The following is a 17,603-nucleotide window of genomic DNA, read 5'->3' on the forward strand; positions in this document are numbered from 1 at the left end:
CCCAAACCGATCACGATTCTCGATCAGAAGTAGAGTGCACTAGTCAGAGTAGACTTGGGGCGGTACTAGTACCTCCCCTCTAGCGTCGCCGGGCCGCGAAACAGCGAGTACAGAAACAGGAAGTACCCGCCGATGATCGGGAGAAAGATCGCCGCCATGATGGCCGTCATGTTGAGTGCGAGTGGTGAGACGACGGCGTCGGCGATCGTCAACTCGGCTGCGGGATCGACATAGGGGTACAGCAGGGTAGCGACGAAGCCGACGAACGCACCCGCGAGTCCCGCGGCACCGAGCACCGCGGCGTGGTAGCGCTCTCGAGCGACCGACCCGATAGTAACGACTGCGAACGCGAGCGTCGCGACGACGATAGCGACGGTCGAGCACGACAAGAGCACCGGCTGGAGGTCGGGGTACCGACCGAACAGGACGATCGCCGTCAGCGCGAACAGTGCGACGTAGACGATCGTGGCTAGTTGGCCACGCTGGGTGACACGTGTTCGGAGGTCGCCCCTGGTCTTGACGCCCAGGAACGTCCCGCCGAGGACGACGGTAAGCGCGACGACAGTCAGTCCGACGACGAGCGGAGCGATCGCGAGCGCAGACGGCTCACCGAGGACCCAGCTCGCGACGAATACGCCGAGCAGGAACGGGGACGCGGTACTGCCGGCGACGAAGCAGGTATCCCAGAATCGGACCCACGTCTCGTCGTCACGCTCCTCGCGGAGTTTCGATCCCAGTCCTCGCAGCGACAGCGCGAACAGGATCGCGAACACGAGCAGGTAGTAGCGCGACAGGATGTTGGCGTAGACCGCTGGGAAACCGGCAAAAAGCACTGTCCCGAACAGAACGAGCCACACCTCGTTTGCCTTCCACAGCGGACCGAACGCCGCGAGCATGGTCTCGCGCTCTCGCTCGTCGGCTTCGACGAAGAGGATGCCGAGCCCGAAGTCGAAGCCGTCGAGTAGGAGGTAGCCACCCAGCGCGACGACGACGAGGCCGAACCACAGCTCCGGCAGCGACTCGAGCAAGTACGCCGAGTCCGACAGCACGCTAGTCATCGGCGGTCACCTCCGGCGCATCGGGGTGGTCGTCTTCCTCGCTGTCGACTTCGTGTCGTTGCGCCTCTTCGTCGACGATCCGGCCGAAGACGTAGAGGAAGACGCCAAACAGCAGGATGTATCCGATCACGAACGCGACGAGCGTCAGCGTCGCTTCGGTCCCGGAAAGTGGCGGCGAGACGCCCTCTGCGGTCGTGAGAACGTCCTGAATGATCCACGGCTGGCGACCGATTTCGGCGACGTACCAGCCGGTGATCAGGGCGACGAACCCGAGCGGCGACGAGAGCATCAGTGCCTTCAGCAGCCGGTCGTCGTCGGCGAGACCGCCGCGCCAGGCCCGGTAGGTGCCCCAGGCCCCCAGCGCGATGAACCAGAAGCCAAGCCCGACCATGATCCGGAACGACCAGAACACCCACGCGACTGGCGGTGATTCGTACTCGAAGTCGTTGAGACCGGTTACCTCGGCGGTCGGATCACCCCCGCTTGCGAGGAACGACGCCAGGTGTGGGATACTAATCGTATAGAGGTTGTCCGCCCGCGGATCGGTGAGCGACTCGAGTTCGGTCGGGAGCGCGATCAGGTGGAGATCGGCCTGGCCGGTTTCGTAGTGTGCTTCCATGGCGGCGAACTTGTGTGGCTGGGTCTCGGCGACGTGGCGGCCGTACATGTCGCCGTGGATGGCCTGGAACGCCGACGTCAGGAGTAAGACGACGAGACCGGCCCGGAGTGCGGTCTTCCAGACCTTGCTGTCACGGTTCTTCCAGACGAAGTAGGCGGCGAGTCCTACGATCAGGAGGGTCACCGAGATGACCGCGGCGTTTTGCATGTGGACGTACATCCACGGGAATCGGGGGTTGAAAAACGCTGCGAGCGGGTCGGTAAGCTGGGCGATCGGGATGCCGTCTTCCATCACGACCTCGTGCCCACGCGGGGTCTGCATCCAGGAGTTGACGACGAGGATCCAGAACGCCGAGAGCCACGCACCGAGCGCGACCATGACCGACGAGAGCGCGTAGAATCGGTCGGAGACTCGCTCCCGACCGAACAGCAACACGCCGAGGAAGACGGCCTCGAGGAAGAAAGCCATCTTCGCCTCGAAAGAGAGTGGGCCGCCGATCAGTTCGCCGGCGGTCGTCGAGAACGCCCCGAAGTTGGTCCCGAACATAAAGCCCATCGGGATTCCAGTGACCGTTCCCATGATGAACCCGACGGCGAAGATTTTCGTCCAGAACTTCCTGAGTCGTGCGTATCGTCGTTTGCCCGTCCTGACTTCCTGGACGGTGAAGTAGACGAGAAACGGTGCGAGTCCGACCGAGAGCGCCGCGAAGATGATGTGGATCGTGATCGCCCAGCCGAACTGAATCCGACTGGCGAGTTCGGGCGAGAGAGCGAGCAGTGGCGCGAGTTCGGCCGTCGCTGTCGTGAGTAACTCTACCGTCTTGGGGTGCATGTCGTGTTCACCGTTACCCGACGGTAGGGTATCGGCGGTGGTAAACTGGTATTCGGCTATCGCCAAGTTTCGATGAACAAACCAAACTATAACCTATGTTATAGGCTTCTTTCGACTGTCAAACCGCTCTTCTAGTGGGCAAATGATCAAAATGAGCGAGTGAGGACAGTGACGACTGACACTCGAGGGGAACAGAACCAGATTCGACCTTAGACCAAAGTCGCGTCGTCTGACGCTGGGAACCGATCCAGGTACCGCTTGACGAGTCGCGACTCGGCCATCCGGAGCCGGTAGGAGAGCGTCGATTCGGGAACGTCGAGTTCCGACGCGAGCTCACCGATCGTGATCGCCCGAGGGCGTTCGTAGTACCCCCTGGCAGCCGCCTGCTCGATCGCCTCGCGCTGTGATCCCGTCAGGTCGTCGTCGACGACCGCGTCGCCGTGCCACTCGGTCGCGTCGCCGATGTGTCCGACCTCGACGGAGACGCCGTCACGACAGAACGTCTCGAGATCGTCGTACAGTGCCCCAACCTCCTCGTCGGACCGCATCAGCAGTCGCCATCGCTCCCGACCGGCGTGATTGCAGGATTCGAAGATCGTCCCTCGATCGAGGTGGTCCGACGCGACGTTGTGGATCGATCGGCAGTCACAGACGTCTCCGACGTAGGCATAGATCAGGCGTCGTCTCGCGCTACACTCGAGTCGGTAGGACGTGCTGGTACCACAGCATCGATCCGTCCCGATCGCCCGCGGGAGGTAGTCGCGGTCGGCGAGGGTCGTCTCGAGTCGATCGGCTGCCTCGGGCGGGCCGGTAAGCTGGACGAGACGGACACAGGAGGTCTGTCCGGTCGTGACGTCGACCGTCGACGCCCGGAGGTTCGGATGGTCGTGGAAGACGTCCACGACCTGATCCTCACCAGGTTCGTACGTCAGCGTAAAGGTAAACTCGCGGAGACGGGCCATTGATTCGCTCATCCTGGTCGATATAGCGACCGTGACGCCTAAAGGGGTCGCAACGGGACGATTTTCGGTCGATGCGGACTGCCGAACACTGGTAGGTGAAAATATTGCACGCCCCTAGTCGATCGAACCAGCAGAGATAGTATCCATCAGCCACGAGAGAGACGTATGAAAGCAGTGTATGCGACAGACCTGTCTGCTGCCAGTGAAGCGGCGATCGAGAACGAGACCTGCCTCGAGTGTCTCGGCCGAATCGGCGTCGAGGAACTGCATCTCGTCACGGTCGTTCCGGACAACGTCCACGCCGGCACGCCCGGGATCGATCACGTGAAACGACGACGACGGGCACTCGACCGTTACCAGGAGGTGATCGAAGGTGCCGGCCTCGGCGTCGAAACGCACGTCGTCCGTGGAACGCCCCACCGCCGGATCAACGGTATCGCAGAGTCCGTCGGAGCCGACCTGTCGATCGTCAGTTCGCGCGGGAAGAGCCCACTCGAGAACCGACTCATCGGGTCGACGACGCGGAACCTCGCACGGACGACGGTCGTGCCGTTGCTAGTCAACCGGATCGAACGCGGCGTCGACGATCCGGCACTCGTCGAGAAACACCTGTTCGAACGAACGTTGTACGCGACTGACTTCTCCGAGAACGCAGACCGTGCCTTCGAGGCGTTCTCCTATCTCCGCCACGCGACCCAGGAGGCGACGCTCGTCCACGTCCAGACGGAAACCAGTCCGGGCCCCGACGGCGACGCCGATCCCGGGCAGCGACTCGCCGAACTGGCCGATCGACTCGAGGAGTGGGACGTCGACGCCACCACGGACGTTCGACGCGGCGATCCTGTAGACGAAATTCTCGCAGTCGAGGCCGAGTACGAACCGACGACGACGTTGCTCGGATCGCGTGGCAGGAGCCGACTCCGGCGACTGTTGCTCGGTAGCGTCTCCGAATCGGTCATCGCGAACGCAGACGGGAACGTCCTTCTCGTTCCGCCGGAACGAACCGTCTGATCGACTCGCGTTTCTGGTCACGCCGACTGCAGCCGACGCCCGTGAACGGTTTTCAGTGGCTCGTGAAAAAACGCACGGGGTAGATACCAGTCAGCCGAACAGGTAGTTCAGCAACAGCCGCTGGAGCAGGCCGGGACGGCGGCCGTCGCGGGTCTGGACCATGACGGCGGTCGTATCGACGCGTTCGACGAGGCGATTACCCGGCCGCCCGAGGAATCGTGCGCTCATCCCGGTGCGGTCGACGCCAGTCACGAGCAGGTCGGCATCACCGACGAATCGCGTCAGGCCAGCGATCTCGTCGTCGGTCTCGATGACGGTCGATCGGGCCGGTACCGTCAGTAGCGAGAACAGCTCCTCGTGATACCGCTCGATCGTCTCTCGCTGCGTCTCTGGCGCGTCCGCTGCGATCGCCTGCAGGAGATTGAGTTCGGCACCTGTCTCTTCGGCGACGGCGTCTGCAAACAGTAACTTCAGCGGATCGTAGGCCCCGCGGTTGGCGACGACGGCGATCTCGTCGGCATCGTCGAAGCCGTCGTCGTCCACCAGCATCACGTCACAGGGTGCGTTCTTGAGCAGCCAGTCGGTGCCGCCGCCGAACAGTCGCCGGTGGAACTGCGCTCGATCGCGTTCGGCGACGATCAGGTCGTAGTTTCCGTAGGTAGCGAAGTCGACGATCGCCCGGTTGTGGTCTTCGCTGTCGATCTCCCGGTACTCGATGTGCGTGTCCGTCACCGGTGGACGGTCGGCGTCCGTCGCTCCGCCGGACGTGCGTGCCGGTCGATGCACGTCGTGATTCTCGGGAAACCACGAGGGAGCGTCGTCGCCGGAGGGAAGCCACTCTGGCGGGTCGTCTGCAAACACGTCGGCGTGATCTCCGTCGAACATCTGGTGGGGAACGTCGACGAACTCCACGGCCGAAACCGTCGTCGACCGTAACCGTCCCATGTCGGTCGCCATCCGAAGCAGATCACGTCTGGCATCGGGGGACGTGTTGTCGGTGATCGCTACGAGGACGTCGTACTCTTCGTCAGATTCGAACAGGTCTCGCGTTCGGTCCAGTGCACTTTGGCTGACGTTCTCTCGAGCACCGGCACGAGCGGCACCTTCCCGGTCGATCCGTGGCCGGGCGTAGCCAACGTACCAGGCGATCGAGACGAGCGTGATGGCGACTGCGCCGAGAAACGGCACGGTCCCCATCTGCGTGAGGACGATCACGCCGCCGGCCATTCCGGCGAGCTGGGTCCAGGGGTACAGTGGCGCGACGAACTCGGGATCGTAGTCCTCGACAGCCCCTTCACGGAAGCCCACGATGGCCAGGTTCACGAGGATGAACACGAGGATCTGGAACGCCGACCCGAACTTCGCGACCTGTTCGATCGGCAGTGTCGCGATCATCACCATCATCACGCCGCCAGTGACGGCGACTGCGAACGCAGGAGTCTTGAATCGGTCGTGAAGGTGTTCGAACCGTTCGGGGACGAGACCGTCACGGGCCATCGCGAACGGGAACCGTGAGGCCGACAGTAGGCCCGCATTCGCCGTCGAGGCCAGTGCCAGCAGCGCCGCAATGACGATCAGCACTGCACCGAGTTCTCCGAGGGCTGCCTCTGCTGCGTACGCGATCGACGCGACCTCTTCGCCGCCCTCCGGAACGAACCCGCCACCAGGTGAGAGGTCGGGTGCGACGCCGATGGCGACGTAGACGATCAGCACGTAGAGGGCGGTCGTCGCCAGCAGCGAACCGATCATCGCTCGCGGGATCGTCGTCCCGGGATCTTTGACCTCTTCGGCGACCGCAGCGACCTTGATCACCCCGGCGTAGGAGACGAACACCAGTCCCGTCGCCGCGAGGATTCCCTCGGATGCAAGATCGAACGAGCCAGCAGTCTGTGACGGCGTCACGTCGGGGAAGCCACCGATCACGAAATACCCCATGGCCAACATCATCACGCCGACGATCGCAAACTGGAGGCTACCGGTGCTTTTCGTACTGACGACGTTCAGGATCGTAAACAAAAGCGCCAGTCCGAGTGCGATCGGGAGGATGTACTCCGCGAGTCCGGGTGCGACGTAGACGAGATACGGGACGCCCCCGATCAACGCGAGTGCGCCTTTGAACGAGAGCATGAACCAGTTCCCGATACCGGCGATCGTCCCGAGTAGCGGTCCCATTCCCCGCTCGACGTAGACGTACGAGCCGCCGTCTTCCGGCATCGCCGTCGCCATCTCCGACGCCGACAACGCCGCCGGCAACACGAGCAATCCAGCGATCGCGTAGGCGACGACCACTGCCGGGCCGGCCGACGCATACGCGATCCCAGGGAGAATGAAGATGCCGCTCCCGACCATCGCCCCGATCGCGATCGCCGTCGTCGCCGGCAGCCCGAGATCGCGCTGTAAATCGCTCGTCATCTCTCGGCATCACCTCGCCCGGAGCCATCCGACGTGACTATCTCGTCTCTCGTCTGTCGTTGCCGCCACAGCCGTCCCTGTTCGTACTGTCGGGCGTCGTGAGCGGCCGCTGTTCCAGCCCGGCGGCCGCTCTTCGGTGACCTTCGTCCGACAGGGTCAGTACGGAACCGGCGGTAACGGGTCGTGCACTGAGTCGATCGTGTTCGTGTCATAGTGTCTGATTACGAGTGGCTGTGTTCTGGGTCAGCGTCGTGGCTGTGAAACGAATCGCTCAATCGTGTGGATGAAATCGCTTGATAGCCCTGTCGACCGCGTCCGTCTGCCCGAGAAACGTCACGCGGTCACCGGCCTGCAATCGGTGCTCGCCAGTCGGGACTTCCGTCTGTCCGTCCTCGTGGGTGAGCAGGCCGACGATACAGCCGTCCGGAATCTCGGCGTTGACTTCGGCGATCGTCTTCCCGACGAGATCGGCGGCCGTCACCTCGATCTCCTGGACGTCACCAGTCCGGCCGAGTTCGTTCATCCACGCCGACAGCGACGGTCGCTCGAGGACGTTCTCGAGCGACCAGGCGGTCGCCATCGAGAGGTCGATCGCCCGGACATCCAGCGACTCGAAGGCGTCGACGTTGTCGGGCTGGTTGACTCGCGAGGCGACCGTCTCGACGCCGAAGGTCGTCGTCGCGAGCTGGCAGACCAACAGGTTGACGTCGTCGTTGGGCGTGACCGCGATGACCGTCTTGGCCTCCGAGACGCTGGCCGCCTCGAGGATGTCGGCGTCGGTGCCGTCGCCCTCGAGCGCCCGCAGTCCGCGTTTGCGGACGTTCTCGACTGCATCCGGGTCCTCGTCGACGACGAGGACGTTCTCTCCGTCCTGTTCGAGCCGTTCTGCGAGCGAGAGCCCGACGCGGCCCCCGCCGACGATTATCGTGCGCATTGGTGACACCTCGAGATAGTCCGCGATCTGTCGTGCGAGGCCGGCCTGGAGGACGACCGTCGCGAAGATGATGAGAAAGACGGTGCCGGCGAGCAACTGAGCCTCCTGTGGGCGGCCCAGTGTCTGGAGTTCGACGGCGAACAGCGTGGCGACGCTCGCGGGAATGATCCCGCGCGGGCCGACCGCCGAGAGAAAGAGGCGTTCGTTACGAGTGAACCGTTCACTGGTGGTAGCAAGGTAGATGACGGCCGGCCGCAACACCACTGTAATCGCGGCGACGATGGCGAGCCCGGCCAGGCCGAGTGCGAGGATGTCGTCGAAATCGATCAACGCCGCCAGCGCGACGAAGACGAACGAGAGGACGACCACCGAGAGGTCGTCGAGGAAGTCGATCACTGCCTCGTGGTGGGGGATGTCGACGTTGCCGAGCGTGAAGCCGGCCATCGCGGCCGCGGCGATCCCCGTCTCGTGGGCGATCAGTTCCGCGCCACCGTAGGCGACGACGATCCCCGCGAGGACGATCAATCGGGCGTGTAATGGACCAGTCCTCGGAGAGAGGTTCGACCGCGAGAGGACCAGCCACACGACTCCGGCGACGGACGCGCCGACCGCCAGCCCGACGAGTAACCGACCCACGAACTCGGAGGCGAGGTGAACGAGACTGCCATCGCCGGCGATCAACACCTCGAAGACGACGACCACGAGGACGGCCGCTGTGACGTCGTTGATGACCCCCTCGCCCTCGAGGACGGCCGCGACGTGGTCACGGACAGTGACGACCTGCAGGATCGGCCCGATCACCGTCGGACCGGTCGCGATCAACAGCGCACCGACCAGCAACCCGACCTCGAGGCTCGTCTCGAGGAAGACGACGACCGCCGCTGCCGTCCCGAGCCAGGTGATCGCTGCACCGACGGTCACGATTCGCGTGAGAGCGGTCGGGCTCTCCCGAAGTTTTTCCAGACGTAAGTGATAGCCGCCCTCGAAGAGGATGATCGCGACGCTGACGCCGACCATCGCCGAGAGACCGCCGCCGAACGTCTCCTGGGAGACGAGTCCCAGCCCTTCCGGACCGATAGCGATGCCGGCACCGATCAGAAAGAGGACGCTCGGCACTCGCACCCGGTCGGCGAGAACGCGAGAGGCGACGCCGAGTGCCAGGACGAGCGCGACGATAGCGACGAGCATCACGGCGATACTGTGACGGCGGAATCACCGATCGTTTCGACGCTGTGCAGTCGCCTCTCGGGAGCCATCAGTCACCTCCGTCGGACGTCGTTTGTGCGTGTGAGTCGTCCACGTCGACCGTCCGAACGACCTCGGACAGGATCAGCAGGGCGACGACGAACGACGAACCGACAAGCAAGAGGACACTCACCAGTTCGAGTCCCTCCATTCCGATCCACTCGGAGAGTTCGCTCAACGCGATGCCCGCACTGGCAAACAGCATCATCAACCCGAAGTAGACGATCACGTCGTTCTCTTCGACGACCGTCGTCGCTGCCGAGCCGATCTTGGCACCGAGGGCGCTGCCGACGAGGAGCATCGAGACGACAGCGAGGTCGACGCTGCCAGACATGCCGTAGGTGAACGTCCCGTAGGCCCCCGAGAAGAGCCCGGCAAACAGGCTCGTCCCGACGGCGGCGGTCAGTGGCGTCCCGATCAGGTAGTGGATCGCCGGCATCCGGATGAAGCCGCCGCCGACGCCGATCAGTCCCGAGACGATTCCGACGCCGCCACCCGCCCCAGAGATCGTCCACAGCGAGGCCCGACCACCGGACGTCAGCGAGATCATCGGAGGAACGGTATACGACTGGATCTTCTGGCCGATCGGCGGGATGTTGTCGTCGTCGACGTCCTCACCGTCGTCATCGTCGTCCTCGAGGTTGTAGGCCCGCCGGAGGAACAGCAGGCCGATCCCCGCAAGCAGGAAGATGTACGCGAGTCCCGTGACGAGTTCGGCGACTCCTAGCGCCTCGAGAGCGAACACGAGCCGACTGCCGAGTTCGATCCCGATCGAGAGAACGACGAACAGGACCGCGCCGAGCCTGTAGTCGACTTCCCCGACATCGTAGTGTTTGATCACGGCGATGACGGAGGTGCCGAAGTAAAACGCCAGCCCACTGCCGATCGCGACGGAAGCGGGGTAGTCGAGGATCAACAGGGTGGGCGTAATCAAGAACGACCCGCCCATCCCGAAGAACCCGAACAGAACCCCGACCATGAAGCCGAAGCTCACGAACAACGCGAGCAGCGACAGGCTGAGTCCGAGTAGCTCCATCGGTCAGTTCACCGTTCTGGCGTGGACTGTCTTGGCGATCGACTCGAGCCAGCCGTACGCGACGTAGAGGACGATCGCCTGCACGAGGATGAAACCGACGACTGCAACCGCGCCGGCCACTCCACCTTCGATTCCGAGCATGTGCGTATAGATGACTGTATTTCGGCGTTAGTCGTCCGCAACGGCACTGTCCTCGGTGGCTGCACAGCGGTTGGGTCCGAGCTCGAGTTCGTTGCGTTCGTCCTCGTCGTCGGGTTCGTAGACACCGAGGTTCGTCTCGATGACTTTCTCGTAGTTCGGCGGCTTCGACGGGAGGTTGTCGAACATGTGCTCGACGAACGCGTCTTCCTCGAGCTGGACGATCTCGTTTTTCGCCCAGATGTCGCCGACGGTCGAGAACATCGGCATACCGGGGTCGACGTCGATGTACTCGCCACAGTCGGTCACCGAGAAGTGCCCGGGCAGGATCTTGACGTGGTCGGGCATCGTTCCGATCTTGTGCTGGAGCGTCTGGTACTGGACGCGGGCACCGTCTTTCGCGTCGTCGCCAGCGAACTGGAGTTCAGTTCGACCGATCGACTCGACGAACAGCGTGTCGCCGGTCAGCAGGGCCTCGTCTTCGACGAGGTAGGAGGTCATGCCGGTGGTGTGGCCCGGCGTATGAACCGCCTTGATGGCGATGTCGCCGACCATGACCGTCTCGTTTGGCTCCAGACCGTCGAAGTCGTAGTCGGGATCACGCGTGTTCGCGGGCCCACCGAGATGGTAGGGTACGTCGTACTTCTCGGCGAGGTCTCGGCCCGCGGAGATGTGGTCGGCGTGGATGTGGGTGTCGAAGACGCGTGCGATCTCGTAGCCGCGTTCGGCGGCGGCACTTTCGAAGGCATCGGTCGCACGCGTGACGTCGACGAGTGCAGCCTTCCCCGTTCGCTTCGAGCCGACGAGATAGCCCAGACAGCCCTTCGCACGACGCTGCAGCTGAAGGATCTCGAGGTCGTCGCGTTCGGTCGAAATCGAGACGACGTCGTAGACCAGGCTCCACTCTTCCATCCCGTTCTCGACGTGGGCGACGTTTTCGAATCCCTGCTCCTCGAGAGACTCGGCGAAGAGTCCGGCCGACCGACCGCTTGCACACGTGACGACGACGTCGTCGTCTGTCTCGTACTCGTCGGGGTCGAACTCGCCGACGAGTTCGTCGTCACTGCCGGAGTACTCGACGTTTTCTGCTTCCGCGATCCGCCAGTCTTCGTAGTCTTCTGGTGCTCGCGTGTCGAAGAGCACGTCGAAGTCGTTGGCTTCGATTCGGTCTCGTAGGTCTGCTGCCGAAATGGTCTCAGGCATACAGTAGAACTCTCGAACTGTCCAATATTAAGACTTCAACCAGCCAGAATAATTGGGGCTTTCGAGCGACCCGCGACGAACTAGCGGCAAGAACGTACAGAAGTTGCCGCAACCGGGCGATTGTCCCCGCAAACAGCGGCTGGTGAAGAGAACTCCCTGGACTGATGCGGTGAATTCGCCCGATCGTTCCGGGCGGCAAAACTATACTACCGGTTCAACCGTCGACTGCTGTGTCGAACTGACCCACACGACTGGGTTGGCCCTGCAGCGAAGAGGTGGGGCCGCCGCTACTCGTCGGCGGGTTCTGTCGGCGAGTGTGCGTGGCCCTCGTGTTCGACTGCCGTCGCAGCGAGTGCAGCGGAGAGTGCTGGGACATCCGCATCGGTAACGGGACCGTCGGTCTCGAGTTCCTCGAGCGAACGCGGGAACGCTCGCAGTTCCTTGTGGATCGTGATGCCAGCGTTTGCGCCCTCACCCATCGCGATCGGAATCTGGCTGTATCCTGGCGTGAGGTCACCGACTGCGTAGACGCCGTCGACCGACGTTCGGCCGTAGTCGTCGACCGCGACGGCACCGTCCTCGGTCCGCTCGAGGTCGAGTCCCTCGACGACCTCGTCGTGGTAGTCAGAGCCGTACATCAGGAACCCGCCGCTGTAGGCCCGTACCTGTCCGTCCGCGAACTCGAAGGACTCGAGCCAGCCGTCGTCGCTTTTGTTCATGGCGGCAATTTCGGCGGTGACGACGTCGACGGGATGGTGCTCGAGCATCGTCGCCGTCTCGTCGCTCCAAGACGGGTCCTCACCCCGGGTGAGCAGATCGACAGCGTCGGTGTAGTTGAGCATAATCATCGCGACGCGTGCGGCAGCATCGCCGGCCCCCATCACGTAGACCGGTTCGTCGACGAACATGTAGGCATCACAGAGCAGACAGTAGTGCAGTCCGCGGCCGGTCGGAGGCAGCGGCGGGTCGGGTCGTTCGTCGGCAAAGCCCGTCGCGAGGACGACCCGACAGGCGTGATAGGATGCATCGCCCGTCTCGACGCGGAAGCCGTCGTCGGCCGAATCGCCAAGCGGCGTCACCGACTCGACGAGTCCCCGTTCGAAGTCGGCTCCGTACCCTTGGACCTGCTCGCGAGCGGTCTGTAACAGTTCGTTGCCCGACGTCTCCTCCGTGATGCCGATCACGTTGTGGGTCTCGCGCATCATCGCGGCACGCCCACCACCTCGGTCGATAACCAGCGTATCGAGCGACAGCCTGGTCGTGTACAGCGCACTCGTCAGCCCGGCAGGTCCGCCACCCACGACTACGACATCGTAATCGAATCCGTCATCCGTAGACATGTGTCTAAGGAGTGCCGACGGGTGAATAAAAATGTGTCTTCGAAAGCCTGGCGCTGCAAGTCGGTGGCTGCTGTCCCCTACTGCAGGTACTCCGCCACCGTCCGTTCGGACACGTCGTCTCGACCCGTCGCGGTCATAGCCAGTGCAATTCCGGGCGTCGAGAGACCAGCCTCCTCGAGCGTCCGGGCTTCTGCCGTCGCGTCCGAGAGGTCGTGTTCGTAGTACAGTTCGTTGATTCGATCGTGGTAGTGTCGAACGAGGTCGAGAGCGAGGCGTTCGACCGATCGCCGTTCGTCGTCGCCTGGCCCCTCGCCGGTCGCCAGGCGGTCGAGTTGTTCGACTACCTCGGCAGGATCGTCTCGGTCTGCAGATTCGACCATACGCATGGCTCGGTATCGAATCCACTTATACGCTTTCGACGAGTCGTCGCGAAAAAAGCGAGATGCGACGCGACGTCAGGCTCGACCGCGACGGTGGCGTGTCCGTCGTCCAGACTGCTGTCCCGACGTGCCGACCCAAACCGTGATGCGGCATCGGCCCGTGAAGTGGGATGTCGTCGACGTTAGAGCTCTTTCAGGGTGAACCACCAGTCGTAGGATTCGTACTCCGCTGTGTCGGCTTCGGCGACGCGTGCTTCGACCTCCTCGACGGTGCCAGGCGGCGAGAGCAGTGCCTTGTCGCCGAAGTTCTCGTTCTCCGGCCAGTTGGCCGGCAGTGCGACATCTTCCTCGTCGGACGTCTGGAGTGCCTCGAGCGAGCGAAGTACCTCGTCGACGTTTCGGCCGATCTCCTTGGGGTAGTAAAGCACTTGACGGGTGACGCCGTCGGGGTCGACGAGAAAGACCGCACGAACCGTCGAAGTGCCCTGGCCGGGATGCACCATCCCGAGCGTGTCGGCGACGTCGCCGCTCTCGTCGGCGATGATCGGGAAGCCGATCTCTTCGCCGATCTCCTCGTCGATCCACTCGGTCCACTTGATGTGCGAGTGTACCCGATCGATCGAGAGACCGATCAGCTCGGCGTTCAGGTCTTCGAACTCCTCGCGGCGCTGTTCGAAGCCGACGAACTCCGTCGTACAGACGGGCGTGAAGTCACCGGGATGGCTAAAGAGGACGAACCACTTGCCTTCGTAGTCGTCCGGGATTGTCTTCGTGCCGTGTGTCGTCTCTGCCTCGAGTTCGGGGAACTGGTCTCCGATGAGCGGGAATCCGCTTTCGTCAGTCATTGCAATCTATCTTACGCCACCACCAATTATAATACTTCTTTAGCAAGAAATAGTTTCGACTACTCCATCCTTCTCGAGGAGAACGGGCGATTATTTCGCTACTCCGGAACGGTAACGTGGGTAGTGGTGACAGTCACAACGAACGAAAATCGGGGGCGGTATCGAAACGATCAGTTCGCCCGCTCGGCACCCATCCGCCGGAGGAACTCGAGGAGGACGCCCAGTCCCTGCCGAACGTCGTCGTCGAAAATCGCTCCCATCAGTCCCAGCAGGCCGACCTTCTTCGGCGGCTCTTCATCCGTGAAGGCACCGAGTCCAGCCTCGACGGAGTCGATTAATTGCTCGTCGCCGAGCTGACAGCCCAGTACGAGCATGTTCCCGAGGTTCTGTCCGAGCTGGTAGGGTTCGAGGTCGGAATCGGCGTAGGCGTGGCTCATCCCGGCGACGATCATCCGAAGCTCCGTGAGCGACCGTCGGTTCCCCTGGACGACCGAGATGGCTTCCGGGACCAGGTCCTCGGCGAGGTCGTAGGTCACCTCGAGCAACTCGAGCAGTTCGATCAGCGTCTCCTCGTTCTCGCCCAGCCGTTCGAGCAGGGTGAGCGTCTCTTCGCGCTCGAGTGCCGTCCGGAGCCGGGCGAACGTCTCGCGGTTCTCGCGGACGACCGTCTTGAGCTCCGGCACCAGGTCGCCGGCGAGGTCGTCGACGACCTCGAGGGTCTCGAGCAGTTCGACGAGCGTGTCGGCGTTCTCGCCGACCCGCTGGACGAGCACGAGCATCTCCTCTCGCTCGAGTGCCGTCCGAACCTCGGCGATCGGCTCCCGGGAGTCGTGGGCGGCCTCGCGCAGTTCGGGGGCGAGATCCGCCGAGAGCTCCTCGACGACGACGAGCATCTCGAGCAGTTCGGCCAGTTCCTTGTCGTGTTCCTCGAGCGTGCGCGCGAATTCGGTCGCGTCGGCGTTCTCGAGTGCGGTACCGTCGACGGCTGCCTGTTGGTCTCGTTGTGCCATGTTACGGAAGCGGGTCGTAGCCTTTCATCCAGGCGTCCCAGTAGACCGACGGGAGGACGTTGACGTCCATGATCCAGTTCATCTTGCTCTCGACGGGTGCGGAGATTGGCTCTTCGTAGTCGAACTCCGCGAGCATCGCTTTCCCCTTCTTCGTGAGCAACGGACAGGCGGCGTAGCCGTCGTACTCCGCGAGCATCGCTTTGTCACGGATCATCGATGTCAGGTTCTTGCTGACGACGTGGGCCTGTTTGCGTGCGGCCGCGGCCGTCTTCGAGTGCGGTGCGTTCTCACAGTCTCCCAGCGCGAAGACGTCGTCGTATTCGTCGTGCTGGCAGGTGTGTTTGTCGATGGTGACGTACTCGCCGTCCTCGGAGCCGTCAGTTAGCGGCGATCCCTCGGTGATCGCCTCCTGGCCGAACTGTGGTGTCACGGGTGCGTAGAGATCGTACTCGATCTTCTCGCCGTCGGCACCGTGGACGACGCCCGCGTCGGGGTCAATCTTCTCGACGGAGACGTTCTCTTTAAACTCGATGTCGCGCTCGTTCCAGATCTCGTAGAGCTTGTCACGATAGGGCTGGACGCCAAAGTGATGTTCGGCGTTGCGGGTCATGACGACCTCGACGTCGTCGCGGATGCCCTTCCGTCGGAAGTAGTCCTCGGCGAGCATCGTCAGCTTCAGCGGCGCACCCGGACACTTGATCGGCGTATCCGGCTGCGTGACGAGGAAGGTTCCCTCCTCGAAGTTCTCGAGTGCGTCGCGCATCTCGAGGGCTGCCTCGTAGTGATAGAACGGGTAGACCTCGTCGGTCTCCTGCCAGGCTTCGAGCAGGCCGGGCGTCGCGGTCGGATCGAGTCGGTGACCGGTCGTGACCACCAGATAGTCGTACTCGAGATCCGCGGTTTGCTCGAGCGAGACCGTCTTCTCGTCTGGATCGACACCGACGACGGCATCGTGGACGAACTCGACGCCTGGCTTGAGGAGGTCGTCGACGTGTTCGGACTGGTCGGGCTCGAGGTACCCGAACGGAATGAGGTAAAACGAGGGCTGGTAGAAGTGTTCTGTACTCTTGTCGACGACGGTGATATCGGCCTCGTCCGCGTCCAGTTTACGACGCAGGAGGTTTGCGGTCATTGCACCGCCGGAACCGGCACCTAACACAGCTATTTGTGTCATATACCTCTAAATAATGGTCTGGTATCACCTAAAGCTGCGTCTCCAATCAACACTGCTAGCCAGTGCTCACAGCCAGGCACCGTCGGGGAAAATATTGCAGGAACTCTGCGTCGGTGACACACCAGGCGACGGGACACGGGCTGTCGGTCCGCAGCCCCGAAACTCCAGAGAACGGGTCGTAGCCAGTCAGAAACGACAGATCAGTCACGTTCGGAGCAACGAACTGGTCGACACTCGAATACCGCTGTCCAGCAGTGTCACTCGACACTCGTTTCGATCGGTGCGTCGATCATGTTCCCCCACTCGATCCAGGAGCCGTCGTAGTTCGAGACGTCTTCGTACTCGAGTAGTTCCGAGAGGACGAACCAGACGATCGACGATCGTTCGCCGACGTGACAGTAGACGATCGTCTCTGTATCGGGGAGGATATTACGGTCGTGGAACAGTCGTTTGAGGTCGGTCGCGTCCTTGAACTGACCGTTTTCGTCGATAATCTCGGACCAGGTCACGTGGGTGGTGCCGGGAATGTGTCCCGCCGTTCGTGCCTCGGGGAGGTCTTTGTTTGGCGGCTGGGTGACGGTGCCCTGGTACTCGGCTGGTGAGCGGACGTCGACGACCGTAACGTCCTCTGAGAGTGCAGCCTCTACGTCGGTCCGGTAGGCACGAATTCGGTCGTCCGGAGTGGGTGCGTTGTACTCCTGAGTAGTAACGTCTGGTTCGTCAGTCGTCGTCCGGCCCCCGATCTCCTCCCAGTACTGCTTGCCCCCGTCGAGTAGCCGTACGTCCGTATGTCGATAGTACTTGAACAACCAGTAGAGGTACGCCGCGTACTGGTTGTGGTGATTACTGTAGACCACGATCGTACTGTCTTCCGTGATGCCGCGGGCACCCACGTACTCCTCGAAACAGCGCCTGTCGGCGATTCCACAGCCGTTGACGTCGATGAGATCACCGAGAATGTCGACCTGGACTGCTCCCGGGAGGTGGCCACAGTCGTACTCGTTGTCGGCTTCGACGAGTCGCAGCTCTGGCTCGTCGCGTCCGAGCTCCGAGAGTCGTTCTTCGACCCACTCGGGCGAGACTAGCACCGGTGAGCCGTTACTAACGACGCCACAGACGTCTTCGTCGAGTTTGTAACACGTCTGGCGGCCGTCGTGAAGTGCGGGCGAGGAGTCGACGAAGCCACCGTCCTCGAGTTGGTCCAGTCCGTACCGGACTGTCCGCGAGGAAAGCATCGTCTCCTCCGTCAACGCCTTGAGCGTCATCGGGCCGACGTCGGACAACGTCTTGTAGATGAATTTCGAACTCGGCGGCAACTCCTCGAGAGGAGTATTAGTGTGGTCTTCCGCCATGATTACTTGTCGATAGTAGGACGGATGCCCATACAGTTCTTTCGCCTCGACAA

15 protein-coding genes are annotated in these 17,603 nt (G+C 62.7%); 1 reads left to right on the forward strand and 14 read right to left on the reverse strand.

All coding sequences use genetic code 11. The features are described from left to right. Positions 1-65 precede the first annotated feature (65 nt). The 3 genes from cydB to NATGR_RS15280 all read right to left on the reverse strand — a co-directional run bounded on the left by cydB (position 66) and on the right by NATGR_RS15280 (position 3,482). Complete coding sequence (gene cydB, locus NATGR_RS15270) at positions 66-1,058, reverse strand: cytochrome d ubiquinol oxidase subunit II (protein ID WP_005580952.1); 993 nt, start codon at positions 1,056-1,058, stop codon at positions 66-68. Next, on the reverse strand, positions 1,051-2,508 hold the full coding sequence (locus NATGR_RS15275; RefSeq protein ID WP_172636017.1) for a cytochrome ubiquinol oxidase subunit I: 1,458 nt from the start codon (positions 2,506-2,508) through the stop codon (positions 1,051-1,053). The genes cydB and NATGR_RS15275 overlap by 8 nt, the downstream gene beginning before the upstream one ends. A 209-nt stretch (positions 2,509-2,717) precedes the next feature. Further along, complete coding sequence (locus NATGR_RS15280) at positions 2,718-3,482, reverse strand: helix-turn-helix domain-containing protein (RefSeq protein WP_015233773.1); 765 nt, start codon at positions 3,480-3,482, stop codon at positions 2,718-2,720. 153 nt (positions 3,483-3,635) lie between these two features. Between NATGR_RS15280 and NATGR_RS15285 the strand changes: the two genes are divergently transcribed. Next, entirely contained in the window at positions 3,636-4,481 is an 846-nt protein-coding gene (locus tag NATGR_RS15285) for a universal stress protein (RefSeq protein WP_005580956.1), read from the forward strand. A 90-nt stretch (positions 4,482-4,571) separates the two neighbouring features. On the opposite strand, the gene NATGR_RS15290 is transcribed toward NATGR_RS15285, so the two are convergent. From NATGR_RS15290 to NATGR_RS15340, 11 genes are all read right to left on the reverse strand, one after another. Further along, complete coding sequence (locus NATGR_RS15290) at positions 4,572-6,893, reverse strand: amino acid permease (protein WP_005580958.1); 2,322 nt, start codon at positions 6,891-6,893, stop codon at positions 4,572-4,574. Positions 6,894-7,164: 271 nt separating this feature from the next. Beyond that, positions 7,165-9,015 (reverse strand): cation:proton antiporter domain-containing protein, encoded by a 1,851-nt coding sequence (locus NATGR_RS15295; RefSeq protein ID WP_005580960.1) that lies wholly within the window; start codon positions 9,013-9,015, stop codon positions 7,165-7,167. Positions 9,016-9,082: 67 nt separating this feature from the next. Further along, the gene (locus NATGR_RS15300) at positions 9,083-10,108 is read right to left on the reverse strand and encodes a sulfite exporter TauE/SafE family protein (RefSeq protein ID WP_005580962.1); all 1,026 of its coding nucleotides are present in this window, start codon (positions 10,106-10,108) and stop codon (positions 9,083-9,085) included. A gap of 3 nt (positions 10,109-10,111) precedes the next feature. Continuing rightward, positions 10,112-10,249, reverse strand: a complete 138-nt coding sequence (locus tag NATGR_RS20000) for a DUF7512 family protein (RefSeq protein ID WP_005580964.1) — start codon at positions 10,247-10,249, stop codon at positions 10,112-10,114. Positions 10,250-10,276: 27 nt separating this feature from the next. Continuing rightward, positions 10,277-11,449 (reverse strand): MBL fold metallo-hydrolase, encoded by a 1,173-nt coding sequence (locus tag NATGR_RS15305; RefSeq protein ID WP_005580966.1) that lies wholly within the window; start codon positions 11,447-11,449, stop codon positions 10,277-10,279. A 287-nt stretch (positions 11,450-11,736) separates the two neighbouring features. Beyond that, complete coding sequence (locus NATGR_RS15310; RefSeq protein WP_005580967.1) at positions 11,737-12,789, reverse strand: NAD(P)/FAD-dependent oxidoreductase; 1,053 nt, start codon at positions 12,787-12,789, stop codon at positions 11,737-11,739. Positions 12,790-12,866: 77 nt separating this feature from the next. Next, entirely contained in the window at positions 12,867-13,169 is a 303-nt protein-coding gene (locus NATGR_RS15315; protein WP_005580968.1) for a hypothetical protein, read from the reverse strand. Positions 13,170-13,351: 182 nt separating this feature from the next. Next, a complete protein-coding gene (locus tag NATGR_RS15320; RefSeq protein ID WP_005580969.1) occupies positions 13,352-14,014 on the reverse strand; it encodes a peroxiredoxin in 663 nt (220 codons plus the stop codon). Between the two features lie 170 nt (positions 14,015-14,184). After that, a complete protein-coding gene (locus tag NATGR_RS15325) occupies positions 14,185-15,024 on the reverse strand; it encodes a DUF1641 domain-containing protein (RefSeq protein ID WP_005580970.1) in 840 nt (279 codons plus the stop codon). 1 nt (position 15,025) lies between these two features. Then, positions 15,026-16,198, reverse strand: coding sequence for an NAD(P)/FAD-dependent oxidoreductase (locus tag NATGR_RS15330; protein WP_015233774.1), 1,173 nt, complete (start codon positions 16,196-16,198; stop codon positions 15,026-15,028). A gap of 257 nt (positions 16,199-16,455) precedes the next feature. Then, positions 16,456-17,550, reverse strand: coding sequence for a rhodanese-like domain-containing protein (locus NATGR_RS15340; protein WP_005580975.1), 1,095 nt, complete (start codon positions 17,548-17,550; stop codon positions 16,456-16,458). Positions 17,551-17,603 lie beyond the last annotated feature (53 nt).

The sequence above is a fragment of the Natronobacterium gregoryi SP2 genome, from assembly GCF_000230715.2.
GTDB classification, from domain to species: domain Archaea; phylum Halobacteriota; class Halobacteria; order Halobacteriales; family Natrialbaceae; genus Natronobacterium; species Natronobacterium gregoryi.